General features: G+C 56.7%; 13 protein-coding genes. 2 read left to right on the top strand and 11 right to left on the bottom strand.

The genetic code is table 11. The annotated features are described in order from the left end of the window. Entirely contained in the window at positions 1-3,066 is a 3,066-nt protein-coding gene (locus D9K61_RS03730) for an aminotransferase class III-fold pyridoxal phosphate-dependent enzyme (RefSeq protein WP_120631907.1), read from the top strand. A gap of 49 nt (positions 3,067-3,115) precedes the next feature. Here D9K61_RS03730 and D9K61_RS03725 read toward each other — a convergent pair whose 3' ends face one another. Both D9K61_RS03725 and hemP read right to left on the bottom strand, forming a co-directional pair. Further along, positions 3,116-3,592, bottom strand: a complete 477-nt coding sequence (locus D9K61_RS03725) for a hypothetical protein (RefSeq protein WP_120631906.1) — start codon at positions 3,590-3,592, stop codon at positions 3,116-3,118. Next, complete coding sequence (hemP, locus tag D9K61_RS03720) at positions 3,589-3,756, bottom strand: hemin uptake protein HemP (protein ID WP_120631905.1); 168 nt, start codon at positions 3,754-3,756, stop codon at positions 3,589-3,591. The genes D9K61_RS03725 and hemP overlap by 4 nt, the downstream gene beginning before the upstream one ends. Positions 3,757-3,977: 221 nt before the next feature. Between hemP and gph the strand changes: the two genes are divergently transcribed. Continuing rightward, a complete protein-coding gene (gene gph, locus D9K61_RS03715) occupies positions 3,978-4,646 on the top strand; it encodes a phosphoglycolate phosphatase (protein ID WP_120632094.1) in 669 nt (222 codons plus the stop codon). Positions 4,647-4,972: 326 nt separating this feature from the next. Here gph and D9K61_RS03710 read toward each other — a convergent pair whose 3' ends face one another. Genes D9K61_RS03710 through D9K61_RS03670 form a run of 9 tightly spaced genes read right to left on the bottom strand, consistent with a single transcriptional unit; the run spans position 4,973 to position 14,226 of the window. After that, positions 4,973-5,986 (bottom strand): LacI family DNA-binding transcriptional regulator, encoded by a 1,014-nt coding sequence (locus D9K61_RS03710; RefSeq protein WP_162946728.1) that lies wholly within the window; start codon positions 5,984-5,986, stop codon positions 4,973-4,975. A gap of 5 nt (positions 5,987-5,991) precedes the next feature. Further along, positions 5,992-7,161, bottom strand: a complete 1,170-nt coding sequence (locus D9K61_RS03705) for a dihydrodipicolinate synthase family protein (protein ID WP_120631903.1) — start codon at positions 7,159-7,161, stop codon at positions 5,992-5,994. Positions 7,162-7,165: 4 nt separating this feature from the next. After that, complete coding sequence (locus tag D9K61_RS03700; RefSeq protein WP_120631902.1) at positions 7,166-7,474, bottom strand: Dabb family protein; 309 nt, start codon at positions 7,472-7,474, stop codon at positions 7,166-7,168. Further along, positions 7,471-9,063, bottom strand: coding sequence for a GMC family oxidoreductase (locus D9K61_RS03695; protein WP_120631901.1), 1,593 nt, complete (start codon positions 9,061-9,063; stop codon positions 7,471-7,473). Before D9K61_RS03695 ends, D9K61_RS03700 begins: the two co-directional genes overlap by 4 nt. Before the next feature lie 27 nt (positions 9,064-9,090). Next, entirely contained in the window at positions 9,091-9,849 is a 759-nt protein-coding gene (locus D9K61_RS03690) for a 3-ketoacyl-ACP reductase (protein WP_120631900.1), read from the bottom strand. After that, complete coding sequence (locus tag D9K61_RS03685; RefSeq protein WP_120631899.1) at positions 9,846-11,336, bottom strand: GMC oxidoreductase; 1,491 nt, start codon at positions 11,334-11,336, stop codon at positions 9,846-9,848. Before D9K61_RS03685 ends, D9K61_RS03690 begins: the two co-directional genes overlap by 4 nt. Beyond that, positions 11,333-12,445 (bottom strand): ABC transporter ATP-binding protein, encoded by a 1,113-nt coding sequence (locus D9K61_RS03680; protein ID WP_120631898.1) that lies wholly within the window; start codon positions 12,443-12,445, stop codon positions 11,333-11,335. Before D9K61_RS03680 ends, D9K61_RS03685 begins: the two co-directional genes overlap by 4 nt. Before the next feature lie 6 nt (positions 12,446-12,451). Beyond that, positions 12,452-13,333 carry a carbohydrate ABC transporter permease gene (locus D9K61_RS03675; RefSeq protein ID WP_120631897.1) on the bottom strand — a complete coding sequence of 294 codons (882 nt, stop codon included), beginning with the start codon at positions 13,331-13,333 and terminating at the stop codon, positions 12,452-12,454. After that, positions 13,333-14,226 carry a carbohydrate ABC transporter permease gene (locus D9K61_RS03670; protein WP_120631896.1) on the bottom strand — a complete coding sequence of 298 codons (894 nt, stop codon included), beginning with the start codon at positions 14,224-14,226 and terminating at the stop codon, positions 13,333-13,335. The genes D9K61_RS03675 and D9K61_RS03670 overlap by 1 nt, the downstream gene beginning before the upstream one ends. Positions 14,227-14,299 lie beyond the last annotated feature (73 nt).

Here is a 14,299-nt window from a genome sequence, read left to right as displayed (position 1 = left end):
ATGACCGATATGACTGCATTCTGGGCAAATACGTTGCGTTCGCACTGGGGGCTGGAGGCCAAACTCTCGCGCCTGGATGGTGAGTATGATCTGAACTTCTTGGTCCAGGCCACAAACGGTCAGGACTATGTGTTCAAGATCATGCGGGCAGGCTGCGCGCGTGAATTGGTCGATCTGCAGATCGAGGCACTGGAACACATCGCAACTGAAGCTCCGGGACTGCCATTGCCCAAAGTGTTGCCGGATCTGAAGGGTGCGTTGCTGATCGACATTCAGGACGAGACTGGCGAGCAAAGGCTGGCCTGGTTGCTGGAACGCCTGCCCGGACAGTGCTACGCCAAGGCCACGCCCAAAAGCGAAGATCTGATCCTGAAACTGGGCCGCGTTCTGGGTGCAACGGATCGCGCTTTGGAGCAGTTCAGGCACAACAGCCTGCACCGTGATGGTTTCAAGTGGGATCTGACGCAGGCGGGTTGGGTCGCGGACAAGCTGAACACGGTTTCTGATCCGGACCGAAGGGCATTGCTGGCCACGATCGCCACAGAATTTGATGGCATTGCGGACCAGCTGAGCGCCCTACCCAAGCAGGCCGTTCACAACGACGCCAATGACTACAACATTCTGGTCGAGGGCGAATTGGGTCAACGTAAGACGATATCGGGCTTGATCGACCTGGGCGACATGTGCGCCGCGCCCCGTATCTGTGATCTGGCCATCGCCGGGGCATACATCGTGTTGGATCATCCAAAGCCCGAGCGTGCCCTGACCGCGTTGGTGCGCGGCTATCACGCTGCTAATCGTCTAAGCCCGGAAGAAGTCGACCTGATCTGGCCATTACTGCGGATGCGATTGGCGGTGTCTGTGGTAAATTCCACCCTGATGGCGATCGAAAACCCGAACGATCCGTATGTCACGATCTCGCAGGCCCCGGCATGGAGATTTCTTGAGAATACATCGATCAATGGAGGCCTGATGCCCGCGCGACTGCGCGCGGCGTGCGGGTTGCCCGTCACTGACGCGGCAGAACGCGTCCACACATATCTATCCGATCATAGGGGTCATTTTGCGCAAATGTTCGATCAGGACCTGAGCGATGCGCCGATGGGATCCCTTTCCGTAGAAAATTCAGCTTGGCCACAAAATCCGTTTCACATGCCATTGGAAGAGGCCGCGAAGGTTGGCGAAGAATTCGGCGAAGGCCTATGGCTGGGTTACTACAACGAACCCCGCCTGATCTACACCGAGCCCGGATTCCGAAAGGGACCGTGGAAAGCCTCCGACCGCCGCACCGTACATTTGGCCGTGGATGTCTTTGCACCCGCCGGCGCGGTCCTGCATGCGCCAATGAGCGCGCGGGTCGAAGCGGTGGAAAACCGGGACAACCACCTCGACTATGGCGGCGTGGTGATCCTGCATCACGAAACGCCCGAAGGTGATCCGTTCTACACGCTCTACGGTCATTTGGACCCCGAGGTTTGTGGGCGCCTAAAACCCGGCGACCCGGTGGCGCAGGGTGCCGCCTTTGCACGTCTTGGCGACGCCAGTCAGAACGGCGGCTGGGCCCCGCATGTGCATTTCCAACTGGCGCTGACAACTGACGGGATGGAGGCCGACTGGCCCGGTGTCGGCGACCCGGACGAGATGGAGCTGTGGCATGCGATCTGTCCCAATCCAGCGGCCTTACTGAACCTGCCGGATGACAAAGTGTTCTACCGCCCCACGGACAAGCAGGCAATCCTGCAAGGGCGGCATGATCATTTCGGCGGCAACCTTAGCCTGACCTATGATGACCCGGTTATGCTGGTGCGCGGCTGGAAACATCACCTGTTCGACGAATGGGGCCGCCCCTATCTCGACGCCTATAACAACGTCCCTCATGTGGGTCATGCCCATCCACGCATTCAGGCCGTTGCGGCGGATCAGTTGAAGCGGATGAACTCAAACACGCGGTATCTACACCCCGCTCAGACCGCCTTTGCCGAGAAGATATTGTCCAAGCTGCCGGACCAACTAAAGGTCTGCTTCTTCGTCAATTCCGGCACCGAAGCCAATGAACTGGCCCTGCGACTGGCGCGCGCGCATACCAAGGCCAAAGGCATTGTGACGCCCGATCATGGCTATCACGGCAATACCAACGCGGCAGTGGCCATCTCGGCCTACAAATTCAACAAACCCGGTGGTAATGGCCAAGCGGATTGGGTGGAACTGGTCGAAGTTGCCGATGATTTTCGCGGGTCTTTCAAGCGGGATGACCCAGACCGCGCCGCAAAATTCGCGGATTTGGTGGACCGGGCAATCACCACTCTGCAGGAAAAAGGCCACGGGGTTGCGGGCTTTATCGCAGAAACGTTCCCCTCGGTCGGTGGGCAGATTATTCCGCCCAAAGGCTACCTGCCTGCCGTTTATGAAAAAATCCGCGCCGCAGGGGGCGTTTGCATCGCGGACGAGGTTCAAACCGGCCTTGGGCGACTGGGCGAGCATTACTTTGGCTTTGAACACCAAGGCGCCGTGCCGGATATCGTGGTCCTGGGCAAACCTATTGGTAATGGCCACCCCTTGGGCGTTCTGGTGACGACCAGAGAGATCGCAGAAAGCTTTGACAACGGGATTGAGTTTTTCTCGACCTTCGGCGGATCGACCCTATCTTGCCGGATCGGCAAAGAGGTTTTGGACATTGTCGATGACGAAGATCTGCAGGACAACGCCCGACGCATGGGATCGCGCCTGCTGGACGGGCTGCGCCAGATCGAGGCACAGTTTGGATGCGTCGGCGATGTCAGGGGGATGGGTCTGTTTCTGGGCGTCGAATTGGTCAACCCGGATGGAACCGATGGCACTGAAATCTGCAAATACGTCAAGAACAGAATGCGCGATCATCGCATCCTGATTGGCAGCGAAGGCCCCAAGGATAACATCCTGAAAATTCGCCCCCCCCTGACCATCGGGGCCGAGGATGTGGATATGATACTTTGGGCTTTGCGCGAGGTCCTGTCGGAAGTTGGCGAGTTTACCCCTGCCCCGGTCTGCGATCACGATCATCACCACGCAGGCTGCGGGTGCTGCTGAATCAAAAAACCCCGGCTTCCGCCGGGGTTTCGCCGTCACGCACATCAATTTAGTGCAATACGGCCGAGGGGACCTCGTGACCTGTTGTTGGCATCAGCACGGCAGCTGTCATGCGGCGAAGGGCCAGCCCCAATTCTTCCGACAACGAAGCCAATGCAGGTGCGAAATCCGGGCGTACAATCAGAGAGGCCATCATCATAGCGTCTTCGCGTGCGCCCTCTGACGCCGCAGCGATCATCTGCGCAAAACAGTTCTCATCTGCACCCAGACATGCACATCCCAACCCATGGCGCACCAATGGACGGCGGCCTTGATGGGCGCACAGCGAACACAAGCGATCCAATGACAGCATTGCAGCCCGTCCGTGATCTTGCCCCAATGCGATGTCAAAATCGCTGGCGGCATCAGCGCGACCGCTTTTGCCTTCGCTCCAAAGGCGCAGGTACATCACTGCACCGGCTTCGACGGGGCTGAGGTCGGACAGGCGACCGACCGCTGCCCCACCCCGAGAGGCAGGTGTGCTCATTTCGTCAGGATCAATTTGCCGGCGCGGGTGATGCGCAGGGTATAAAGCTGATCACCCAGTTCGATATGGGCCAGGTTACCGCCTTTGGTCAGCTCTTCAGCTTTATGTGCCGGAAGCATCGAGACGGCATAGGATTGGCTGGGGTTCGGGGTCTGCGCGTTCATCGGACAACTCCAGAGGTTTTAAGGCAAACGGCCTAATCTGTTCGCGTTTCTGACGATCTGGCTGACCCGAAATCAGGCTGGCTGATGGTTTCTGCCTTTAATCTGATTAATTTAGTAAGGTATGTCAAGTGCCGGTTCGAAAGAACCTGAAACCGGCACGATTGCGGTGCAACGCATTGCGCGATAGGTCTGGAAAAACACGTGATATGGGCAGGCTTTCAATGAAAACCGCAATCGTATTTGACCTCGATGGAACACTGGTGGACAGCATTGGTGATCTGGCCGGGGCCGCGAACAGAATGCTGGCGGGCGTGGGCCGAGATCCGTTGTCGCTGGAGGTTATCAAACGATTCGTCGGCAACGGCCTGCCCAAACTGGTCGAACGGGTTATTCAACATTGCGCCCTGCCAATGGACCGCCACAACGAACTGACCCAAGCCACCCTGTCGCATTACAATACTGCGGCCAGCGACACGACCGTGCCATATCCCGGCATCCCCGAGACCTTGTCTCGCCTGCAAGACAAGGGTTGCGTCCTGGGTGTTTGCACCAACAAACCAGAGGCACCCGCCCGCCATGTGTTGGATGCGCTGGATCTGTCCCGGTATTTTGATGCCGTGCTGGGAGGCGACACGTTGAACGCACGCAAACCCGACCCGACCCACTTGATGGCAAGTTTCGAAGCGCTTCCGCCCCATGACAAACGCCTTTTTGTCGGCGACAGCGAAGTCGACGCCGAAACTTCAGTTCGCGCGAAGATACCATTTTTGCTGTTTACCGAGGGATATCGAAAGTCACCTGTCGCGGAGATCCCGAACCATGTCAGCTATGGTTCCGCAACAGAACTGCCAGCGTTGGTGGAGCGCCTATCGCAAGAGCGACAATACTGAATGGAAGGCCCTAAAATTATTGAGGGGCCGGCCGAGGGGGTAGTGACCAGCCCCTCATCGGGGAAAAGTGGTGTGGTCTGGGAAGACCTAGTGGTTGAGTCCTGTTTACCGATTCTTGTGGGTGCGCGAAATTGGGGGATTCCCGTAGGTGGCAACTGTTTCCCGGTTTTGGCACCCAATGCCCGATCCAAAAAACAAAAAAACGCTGGCGATTTGCCTTAGGATGTAGAACTGCGCCTCAACGTTTCGGCAAATAGGAACGAGCACCGCTGAAAGAATATCAATAGCGGTGAGGAGTTATCCGATTGCATCCGCACCCTTATAGGCTAAGAAAATCCAGCCGGTTTCGTGGTTTGACGTTCGATTAATCGCACCGGTGTTCGTTTGACTATTGATGGCTCAGCCGAGTTCTCCAGCCAATCCAGAACGGTTTCTGCTACCTGTCGGCCAAAGTCGTCGACACCACAACAAATTGTGGACAAGGCTGGCCAACATTCGGCGGCCTCTTTGATGTCGTCGCACCCGATGATCTGAAATTCACTACCAATGGCTTTGCGGGCCTGGTGGCATGCATTGATCATTCCAAATGCAACAAGATCATTAAAACACACAGCCGCGTCGTATTCCGGATGCTCTTTGAACAAAGAGGCCGCTGTTATCTGTCCGAATGAACGGCTGCTGCGGCCCGTCAGAATCAGGGGCGGAAGGTCCCGCTCGGCCATCACTTCGAGATATCCTGAAACCCTTTCATGGGTGACCTGACGACCTTCGAGCCCACCAACAAATGCAATGCGTCGGGCCCCAGCCTGCAAAAGAAACCGCGTCGCCATACGACCACCGGTCCGATAGTCGGGCGCAAGGAAAGGAAACTTGGAACAATCGCTGCTGATCTGACGCATCACCTGCATCATTGGCACGCCCGAACGTTCAATCGCGGCAACGGAATTTGCCACATCGCCGTAAGCGGGAGACAGGATCAACGCCGACACACCATGTTCCAGCATTGCACCGATAACCTGATCCTGGATTTCGGTGTCTTCGTTCGTGTTCGCCACCACGACGGCATACCCGCGAGATCCCAACGCCATCTGCAAGGATGTGGCAAATTCTGTGAAGAACGGGTTGTTGAGGTCGTTGATGACCAACCCAATCAATGCAGTCCCGGAAGACCTGAGGTTTGCTGCAGACCTGTTATAGACATAGCCGATCTCTTTCATCGCCGCGTGCACCAACTGGCGCGTGGCGGGTTTCACCTGTTCACTGCCCTGCAGAACAAGGCTCACAGTGGATTTGGAAACACCTGCCTTGGTCGCAACATCTATGATCGTCGGTCTGCGCATTCGGCTTATTGTTCAACTCCGTGAAGGTTCAAAAGTGTGATCATCCGCTCTTTGGCCATATCCGGATCCAGAAGCAATCCGGCCCGATCTGCCAGACGAAACACTTCGCCGTAGTGGCAGATGTCGCGGCTGGATTGGAAGCCACCCGGCATTGTGAAATGAGACTGCGCACCGTTCACCCACGCAAGGTAAGCTATCCCTGCCTTGTAGTATCGGGTTGGCCCCTTGAAAATCTCGCGGCTTAGCGGGACGGTTGGTGCGAACAAGGAATTGTAGCGATCCATGTCATTCTGAGCGAGCGCTTCCAGCGCTTGACTTGCGGCTGGGGCGATGGCCGCAAAAATACCCAGCAAGGCGTGAGAATAAATCGATCCATCCCCAGCAATCAAATCGGTGTAGTTGAAATCGTCCCCCGTGTACAAGCGAACCCCATCCGGCAGGCGCGCGCGAAACGCCTCTTCATGGGCCTGATCCAGCAAAGATATCTTGATACCGTCTACCTTGCGAGGGTTTTCGGCGATCAGAGACAGAACAAAATCACTGGCCTTTTCGACATCAACGCTTCCCCAATAGCCGGTCAGCGCAGGGTCAAACATATCACCCAACCAATGCAGGATGACAGGATCCTTCGCCCCATCAATCAATGCGCGATAGACCTTATGATAGACATCCGGCCCAGCCCCAATTGCAGCAAAGGCGCGTGACGCCATCAGGATAAGCTGTCCGCCTGCCGTCTCAATCTGTTCCGCCTGCATTTGATAAGCGGACAGAATGTCATTTGCGGTTCTAAGGTCTTCAAGACGCATGTGATCTGTCCCTGCCCCACATGCGACCCGAGGAGACAATGGATGCGCCCGAGCGGCCGCCATAGTACGCTGTATCAACTCCAGCGCGGTGTCCCAATCCACACCCATGCCGCGCTGAGCAGTGTCCATTGCTTCAGCCAGACCAAGCCCTTGATCCCACAATCCTTGCCGAAACCGCAGCGTAGCGTCCCAATCCACAGCCGGGCGCCCGTCCCAGGGATTCCGCTCGGCCAGAGGGTCCGAGACCACGTGCGCAGCGGCAAATGCCGTGCGCGTCAAAGGTACCTTCGGCGCCCGCGGTACCAACGGTGTTCCAGTCAATGTGTACTGACGCAATTGACCATCGAGACCTGGCAAAGTCAGGGTCATGCTCTCAGACCTCCAGATCCAGAACCAGAATCCCATCGACCCCGCCCGTGGCGTTTTCGACAAGTTGCCCACCCAGTGCTTTGTGGGTTTCGTTGGTCGCATATGCCTCGAGCGCCTCCCAGTCATCGAAATCAATGACAAACCCGTGCATATAGCCACGTTCAATTTGTTCGGGGCTTTCGCTGCGACCACCGATAAATCCGCCTGCGCCGGGTAATGACTCGGAAAGTTCGGAAAGTCCTGCGTAGATTTCTGATATGGTCTGCGCGGTCACGTCTGGGCGAAATTTGGTCAGAACGATGTGGCGGATCATAGTGTTAACCCCTGATCTTGTTTGATCATGTCAGCGGCTTTTTCACCGATCATGATTGTAGGTGCATTTGTGTTTGATGAATTGACCGTTGGCATGATCGAAGCATCGGCAACGCGCAGCCCCTCGATCCCGTTGAATCGCAGGCGCGTGTCCAAGACTGCTTCGGCATCGCTGCCCATGCGACAGGTGCCAGCACAGTGATGCGACGTCTTGGAGTGCATGCAGATGAAGTCAAAATACTCTTGATCGGTGCGAACACCCGGCCCCGGTAGACGTTCAGCAAGGATGAAGGGTTTCAAGGCATCTTGCGCCAGGATGTTCTGGACCAGTTTCAGCCCCCGGATCGACATCTCTCGATCATACGGATCGGCCAAGTAGTTCGGGTCGATCAACGGCATCGCTGCGGGATCAGCGCTTTGCAATCGGACGGTGCCACGCGATCGAGGTCGTAAGAAACAAGCGTTGAGGGTTACGCCGCCATTCGGCATCGCCTCGACCCCCGCTTCGATACCGGTTCCAAGCCCCAGATGCATCTGGATATCCGGCGAACGTGCGCCCGGATCGGCATACCAAAACCCACCGGTTTCAAACAGGCTGGAGGCCACCGGACCTTTTCGAGTGAACAGATATTGCAGGCCGGCCACGGCTGACAAATGCAGCTTGGCAAAGCCGTCGTATGTGTGCGGTCCCGAGACCTCACAAATCGAATATAGATCGAGGTGGTCCTGCAGATTTTCCCCAATTTGCGGCTGGTCATAGACCGTCTTGATGCCAAGGTTCTCCAGATGAGCCGCCGGGCCGATTCCAGACAATTGTAACAACCGTGGAGAGCCAATTGCCCCAGAACAAAGGACGACCTCTTTCGCGGCGGTGATCTCTTTACCACCAATCAACTCCACGCCCGTCGCCCGCCCCCGGTCCACAAGGATACGGCGGACCTGAGCGCCGGTCCGCACGGAAAGATTCGCACGACCCCGGTTTGGGGCGAGAAACGCCATGGCAGCCGACGATCGACGCGCATTTCGCTGGGTCAGCTGGTAGTACCCGGCTCCATCCTGTTTTTTGCCGTTTACGTCACGTGTTTCAGGAATTCCGACCTGTCCAGCCGCCTGAATATAGGCGTCGCAAATCGGCAGGGGTGCAGCGGGCATTGAAACCCCCATTGGCCCGCCTTTGCTGTGAAACGCGTTGTCATAGGTGTCGTTGTCTTCTGATTTCTTGAAATAGGGCAGCACGTCTGCATAGCTCCAACCGTCGCACCCCAACTGTCGCCAGCCGTCGTAATCCTGCGCGGCACCGCGCGTGTAAATCTGCGCGTTGATCGCAGATCCGCCGCCAATCACCTTGGCCTGGGTATAGGTGAATATCTTATCCTGCATGTGCTTCTGCGGCACGGTCGACCACCCCCAACTACCAATGCCCTTGGTCATTTTGGCAAATCCGGCAGGCAGATGGAAAAACGGATGCCGGTCGGTTGATCCGGCCTCGAGCAACAGCACACTGGCCGCGGGGTCTTCGGACAATCGTGCCGCAACGACCGAGCCCGCCGACCCGCCACCAATCACAATGAAATCATACCCTTCAGACATTCTGTTTTGTCCTCAGATCCTAGGTGTTTAAAGACGCGAGATTGACAGGCCGCCATCAACAGGGATCACAGCGCCAGTGGCGAATTGCATCTGACCTTCAACAATCGGAAGGATAACGGATCCGATATCCTGCGGCTCGCCCCAGCGTGCCGCCGGGACAAGGCCGTCCTCGATCCGATCCGTGTATTTGTCGCGCACACCCGCTGTCATGTCGGTGGCAATAATGCCCGGGCGCAACTCAAAGACGCCTATACCATGCGGGGCCATGCGCACGGCAAAAAGCTGCGCCATCATCGCGGCGGCCGCTTTTGAAACGCAATATTCGGCGCGTTCAACCGTCACCATCGTTGCGCTGACAGAGGTGACAAAAGTTATTGACCGATAGCTATCCTGAGGTTGCGCCTGCATGCGTCGTGCCACGTCCTGCGCCAGAAAGAACGCCCCACGCAAGTTGATGTTCTGTACAAAGTCCCAGTTGTCGGGTGTCAGATCCAGCATATCTCCGCGCACAGGAGCGCCCACGCCCGCGTTGTTGATTAATGCGGAGATCGGACCCAAATCAGCCTCGACTTGGTCCAGCAGCATTGGGACATGAGCGATATCTGACACATCATGTTGCACATAGATTGCGGCAGCGCCCAATTCGGCCAATGCCTCCCGAACCACCGGTGTGTCAGGGGCCGAGCGCGATGCCATTGCGACCCTGTAGCCAGCCGCAACCAAGGCGCGAGAAATGCCCAGACCAATGCCTTGTTGCCCGCCTGTGACCAATGCAGTTCCGGTCATGCCGCAAACTCCGTCTCAATGATGTGGCGGCCCGCACGCAACGCGAGGGCGGCAATGGTCAGCGCCGGATTCACGGCGGCCGAGGTCGGCAAGACCGAGGCGTCAACAATGAACAGGTTCTGATGGTCGTGACTGCGGCAATGGGTATCGACCACACTGAGTGATGGATCGGTGCCCATGCGCGCCGTGCCACACTGATGCGACGGGGTGCACCGATCAAACGGACGCGAAAGAACGATCGGAAACCCGGCTTGACGCAGGTGCTTTTTCAAACGCACGACAAGGGCGTCGTGGGCTTGCCAATTCGAACGCTTCCAATTCAGGCGGATTTGCTGGCCTTCGACGGTCACGCGGCTGTCGGGGTTCGCTAAATCCTCGGACATTGCGTAAAAGTCAAAACTTCGATTGGCGATGAGCGCGGCAACCGGGCTTGGCAGGTTGGTTTGTGACGCAAGGATTGGTCCGGTGATCTTACCCAGCATCTGGATGTTGCCCAAAGGCAGCCCCCCATTGCCGTCACCGTTGTAATAGTCGTTAAACATCAGCGTCTTTTGATACACCGACTGGTTTCGGCGCAGCGGGTGAAGCGCCAGCACCGCCGAGCAATTGTGATTCATGAAATTGCGGCCTACCTGATCTGACCGATTGGCAACACCAGTTGGACAATTGTCGTTCGCGGACTTGAGCAACAACGCAGCGGATTGAACCGCCCCAGCCGCTAGAACAATCAACGGGGCTTCGAAAGTACCTTGCCCTTCGACTTTGACACCTGAAACGCGACCGCCATCACTGGTTATCAGCGCTTGCGCATTTGCGCCGATCAGCAATTCCACATTTGAATGCAATAAAGCTTGGGCCAGCGCATTGGTTTCCGCATCCATCTTGCCACCGCAGGTGTTAGGATAGGCATCCCAAGTCGTTTGACCACCTGCCAGCCATGTGTCGATATCGACCCCCAGCGGGACAGAAGACGGGGTCAGACCGGTTCGCTGCAAACGATGTCTCAGATCCGCAATATCGGACTCGTCGGGTACCGGAGGATGTGGATAGCCGCAGCTGTGCGGTGGCTCGGTTGGGTCCTCGCCAGTGATACCGCGTACATTGTAAAGGGTCTCGGCAGCCTGGTAATCAGGCTCAAGCTCATCATATCGGATCGGCCAACCGGGTGATTGCCCGCCCATGTGCTGGCGCGGCTCAAAATCCTCGGCCCGGTAGCGTATAAGCGCCGCACCGTAGAATTTGGAATTCCCGCCTACACAATAATAGCTGCCCGGGCTGAAGAATTTACCTTCGCCATCCAGCCACGTTTCGTCGGTCCGAAAACGCCCGTCAGCGAATATCGCCTTTGGGTCCCTATCCCAAGGTGACGGGGTCAGACGTTCCCCCCGTTCAAGGATCAGGATACGGCGCCCGGACGGTGCCAGTGCCGCCGCCAGCGTCGCCCCGCCCATGCCGGACCCAATGATTATGACATCGGCGCGTGTCACGGAGCGATCCGCATCTCGCTTTCAGGATCAAAGGCCACCGCCTTTTCCATGTTGACGGCAAAGTTGAAATCCTGACCCGCCGCAACCTCGGCATCCGAACGCATTCGAGCAATGACGTCGCGCCCGCCCAGCTGCATCGACACAAAGGTGTCTGAACCAGCGGGTTCGGTCACGACGATACGGTTGGTCATATTCGCAATGTTCGAAGATTTTCTGTCAGCGCCATCCACATCGGTAATCGTTTCCGGACGGATCCCCAGCAGGATGTCGCGCCCCTCCCAATTGGCCAGATTGTCTTGACTAAAGGGCAAATGCGTCCTCGAACCATCGTGCAACGCAATTTCGGCATGAGGACGGCCGTTCAGCACCGCCACCTGCGCAGGCAACACATTCATCGCAGGCGACCCCATGAAGGTGGCCACAAAGATGTTGGCCGGGGTGTCATAGATATCCTGCGGCGTACCAAGCTGCTGAACGTACCCTCCATTCATCACAGCGATCCGGCTGGACAGCGTCATGGCTTCAATCTGATCATGCGTCACATAGACAATGGTTGTGCCCAGATTTTGGTGCAGCTTCTTGATCTCGGTCCGCATATCGACACGCAGTTTCGCATCGAGGTTTGACAGCGGTTCGTCAAACAGGAACACATCAGGCTCGCGCACCAGCGCGCGCCCCATTGCGACCCGTTGGCGTTGGCCACCCGAAAGCTGCCCGGGCTTGCGGTCCAGCAATTGTTCGATCTGCAACAGGCTGGCGACTTCGATCATGGCCTTGTCGCGATCCGCTTTGGGAACGCCATGCATTTCCAGACCAAACGTGATGTTCTGACCAACCGTCATATTCGGATAGAGCGCGTAGCTTTGGAACACCATGGCGATGTTGCGGTTCGATGGGTGGACCCCGTTCATCACCTTGTCCTTGATACGAACCTCACCACTGGTGATCTCTTCCAGCCCGGCAATCATGTTCAACAAGGTTGACTTGCCGCACCCTGAGGGGCCGACGAGAACCAGGAATTCGCCCTCTCGAACAGAGATATCAACTTTGTGCAGAACCTCGACCGAGCCGTAGGATTTGGTCGCATTGTCTATGTCCAGAAAACCCATAAGGCCTTATCCTTTCACGGAACCCGCCATCAGGCCGCGGACGAAGTATCGACCAGCCACGATGTAGACGAGCAGAGTTGGCAAGGCGGCAAGAATGGCGCCTGCAAAATGAACGTTGTATTCTTTCACACCGGTTGACGATTGCACCAGGTTGTTAAGCGCGACCGTCATCGGTTGACTGTTGGCATCCGCAAAGGACGCGCCAAACAGGAAGTCATTCCAGATGTTTGTGAACTGCCATATGATTGAAACCACTGCGATTGGCCCGGAGCTGGGCAGAAGAATGCGCCAGAAGATCTGAAAGAACCCAGCCCCATCGATTTGCGCGGCCCGTATCAGTTCAGTCGGGAAGACAGCATAGTAGTTCCGAAAATAAAGCGTCGTGAACCCGACACCGTAAACCACATGCACCAGCACCAGCCCCCAGGTTGTACCCGCCAATCCCATCAGGCCAAGCATCCGTGCCATCGGGATCAGCACAATCTGGAACGGGATGAAACAAGCGAACAACATCAAGCCAAACAGGATGGTGTCATATTTGAACCGCCACTTTGTCAGCACATACCCGTTCAGCGCCCCCAGAACGGTCGAGACTATGACCGCTGGAACCACCATCTTGATGGAGTTCCAGAAGTACGGACGCAAGCCTGTCGGCTCGACCCCAATTTGAGCAGATGACCAGGCCTTGATCCACGGCTCGACGGTCAATACCTTTGGCAGGTTCATCATGCCGCCACCGGTGATCTCTTCCAGCGGTTTCAGTGAATTCGCCAGCATAACGTAAAGCGGCAGCAGATAGAACAGTGAGAACAGTAACAGCACCAGATAGATCAGCGTGCGCGTGATGCGCCCGGTGCGGATGGCGGTATCCTGAGTTGCCTGAGCCATCAGCGTTTCTCCCGCAATTCAGCGTAAAGATAGGGGATCATGATCGCCGCGATGGTCATCAGCATGATCGTGGCCGAGGCAGCGCCGATCCCCATCTGATTTCGCGTGAAGGTGTAAGAATACATGAAGGTTGCGGGCAGCTCGGTCGCGCGCCCCGGACCTCCTCCGGTCAAGGCGATCACAAGGTCAAACGTCTTGATGGCCAGATGGCTGAGGATCACAAACGCAGACAGGAATGCAGGCCGCAGTTGCGGAATAATGATGCGACGGTAGAGGTTCCAGTTCGACGCACCATCCATCTGGGCAGCGCGCAGGATTTCGTTGTCGATCCCCCGCAGCCCCGCAAGGAACATCGCCATAACGAAGCCGCTGGTCTGCCATACGGCGGCCAGCACAACAGTGTAAATTGCGTAGTCGCGGTTCTTGATCCAGTCGAACTCGAAGCTTTCCCAGCCCCAACTGTGCATCACGTTTTCCAACCCGATGCCGGGATCCAGGAACCACTTCCAAGCGGTGCCTGTCACGATAAAGCTGAGCGCCATGGGATAGAGATAAATCGGGCGCAGCAACCCTTCGCCGCGGATTTTCTGATCAAGGAAAATTGCCAGGCCAAGTCCGATACAGGTGCAGATCACGATATAGAGACCCGCAAAGATGCCCATGTTGATCAGAGACGTTTCCCAATGACTGAGGCGCCAAAGCTTGTCGTAGTTTTCCCAACCAACCCATCCAAAAGACGGCAGGATACGGCTGTCGGTAAAGGACAGGTAGACCGAAAACAGGATAAACCCGTAAACAAAGACCAGCATCATCGCCAGCGATGGCGACAGGACCAGTTTCGGGATCCAGTTTTGAAGGCGTGTCTTGAAATCCGCGTCGGCTGAAACAGCCATGGCGCGCCCTCCTAAAGTGGTGGTGTTTTAAGGCTTGGATTGCCCTCTTGGGACAGGGCGGCCACTGACCGCC

Origin of the sequence: Ruegeria sp. EL01 (assembly GCF_900313035.1) — a bacterium.
Classification (GTDB): domain Bacteria; phylum Pseudomonadota; class Alphaproteobacteria; order Rhodobacterales; family Rhodobacteraceae; genus Ruegeria.
This window is presented reverse-complemented; position numbering and strand designations above follow the sequence as displayed.

Excerpts from the sequence above, each read along its gene's own strand:
- D9K61_RS03730 (WP_120631907.1), top strand. The coding sequence starts at position 1 with ATGACCGATATGACTGCATTCTGGGCAAATACGTTGCGTTCGCACTGG.
- D9K61_RS03725 (WP_120631906.1), bottom strand. The coding sequence starts at position 3,592 with ATGAGCACACCTGCCTCTCGGGGTGGGGCAGCGGTCGGTCGCCTGTCC.
- hemP (WP_120631905.1), bottom strand. The coding sequence starts at position 3,756 with ATGAACGCGCAGACCCCGAACCCCAGCCAATCCTATGCCGTCTCGATG.
- gph (WP_120632094.1), top strand. The coding sequence starts at position 3,978 with ATGAAAACCGCAATCGTATTTGACCTCGATGGAACACTGGTGGACAGC.
- D9K61_RS03710 (WP_162946728.1), bottom strand. The coding sequence starts at position 5,986 with ATGCGCAGACCGACGATCATAGATGTTGCGACCAAGGCAGGTGTTTCC.
- D9K61_RS03705 (WP_120631903.1), bottom strand. The coding sequence starts at position 7,161 with ATGACCCTGACTTTGCCAGGTCTCGATGGTCAATTGCGTCAGTACACA.
- D9K61_RS03700 (WP_120631902.1), bottom strand. The coding sequence starts at position 7,474 with ATGATCCGCCACATCGTTCTGACCAAATTTCGCCCAGACGTGACCGCG.
- D9K61_RS03695 (WP_120631901.1), bottom strand. The coding sequence starts at position 9,063 with ATGTCTGAAGGGTATGATTTCATTGTGATTGGTGGCGGGTCGGCGGGC.
- D9K61_RS03690 (WP_120631900.1), bottom strand. The coding sequence starts at position 9,849 with ATGACCGGAACTGCATTGGTCACAGGCGGGCAACAAGGCATTGGTCTG.
- D9K61_RS03680 (WP_120631898.1), bottom strand. The coding sequence starts at position 12,445 with ATGGGTTTTCTGGACATAGACAATGCGACCAAATCCTACGGCTCGGTC.
- D9K61_RS03675 (WP_120631897.1), bottom strand. The coding sequence starts at position 13,333 with ATGGCTCAGGCAACTCAGGATACCGCCATCCGCACCGGGCGCATCACG.
- D9K61_RS03670 (WP_120631896.1), bottom strand. The coding sequence starts at position 14,226 with ATGGCTGTTTCAGCCGACGCGGATTTCAAGACACGCCTTCAAAACTGG.